The following is a 1278-nucleotide window of genomic DNA, read 5'->3' as shown; positions in this document are numbered from 1 at the left end:
GTCGCCTTGGTCACGTTGGGGGACAAGGTCGCTGAGGCTGTCAACTTCAAGGCGGCGTCATGACTGCCCTGACTGGCTTCCAGCTTCCTGAACCGCTTGCTCCTAGCACGGCGGAGTGGTGGACGAAGTACTCGGCGTCGAAGGTCGCAGCGATCTGCGGGTTGTCGAAGTGGGACACCGAACGATCGATCTACGACGGCATCACAGGCGTAGTGCCGCCGCAGCCGCAAACGGATGTGCAGGGCCGCGGGCACGAGTTCGAACCGCTGAGTCCTCGCCTCGATGGGTCAGACCTCGGACGTGGTCTCGGTCGTCCCGGTGATCGACTGCGTTCCCGAGACCGGAAACCGGTTGCTGGCGGAGGTCATTCGTCAGACCGAACCGGATGCACCGCAGTTGGCGCAGGACTCGAACTACGAGGCGGCTGAACTGTTCGCCACCGAGCAGGCTCAACTTCTTCCCCGTTTGGCGGTCACGTTCCGTGCGACCACCGATGCTCGTAAGAAGGACCCTTCGGAGCAGGCCGTCGAAATCGGTCGCAGGCTTCCCGGTCTGTGCGCCGCGATGCGCTCCGCCGGAGTCGGCGTCCGCCCGATGGCAGCCTCGGACGTCATTTCCTTCGTTCGCCGCTCCACCGATCCGGCCTCGCAGGAAGACATCGAACGCGCCGACGCGACGGTGGAAGGACACGGTTTGGACTGGTCCGATGCCGGCCCGATCTCGCATGAAGAACGCTTCGACCAGTACATCCACGACGGTGCCCGCTCGGTGACCTGGGAAATGGAGATGGCGCCGACCGGCGCGGTCGACGAAGGCGTGTTGCGCCGCATCCTCGCGCCGAACCCCGACATCCCACGTAAGCGGGTCGCGATCGTCTACCGCCCGCACACGGCCGCGGATGCAGTCAAGATCGTCGACAACGACTACAAGAACGCGCTGATCGCCGAACAGGGCGGCAAAGGCATCGGCTCGGTCACCGCGACGTTGAAGGTGGAAGCGACCGCCCGTGCCCGTGAGGAACAGGCGCGTGGTCACGGCCTGGTGCGGTTCGGCATCTTGATCACCATCACCGAACCTCTCGACGGGGACATTCCGGCGATCGACGCGATCATCAAGGACCTGTCCGTGCAGGCGCGGTTGAAGGTGCGCCGCGCGTACCGCTACCAAGCTGCCGGGTTCTACGCCGGTGCTGGAAGGCCACGGAGATCTGCAAGACGACCGAACCGGCGCTCGTCGAGCTGACGCCCGGCCAGCGGGTCGCCTGTCATCACCCGGAGA

1 protein-coding gene is annotated in these 1278 nt (G+C 65.2%); it reads left to right on the top strand.

What is annotated here, in order from left to right; all coding sequences use genetic code 11:
- The first annotated feature begins 282 nt into the window (after nucleotides 1–282).
- Nucleotides 283–1242 carry an SCO6880 family protein gene (locus tag ABT116_RS47370; RefSeq protein WP_502984090.1) on the top strand — a complete coding sequence of 320 codons (960 nt, stop codon included), beginning with the start codon at nucleotides 283–285 and terminating at the stop codon, nucleotides 1240–1242.
- The last annotated feature ends 36 nt before the right edge of the window (nucleotides 1243–1278 follow it).

Origin of the sequence: Streptomyces sp. NPDC002130 (genome assembly GCF_040296465.1) — a bacterium.
Classification (GTDB): Bacteria; Actinomycetota; Actinomycetes; order Streptomycetales; family Streptomycetaceae; genus Streptomyces.
Note: the sequence above shows the minus strand (reverse complement) of the source record. Positions and strands in the feature narration are given on the sequence as shown.

Coding starts and splice junctions, on each gene's coding strand:
- ABT116_RS47370 (WP_502984090.1), top strand. CDS start 283: ATGGGTCAGACCTCGGACGTGGTCTCGGTCGTCCCGGTGATCGACTGC.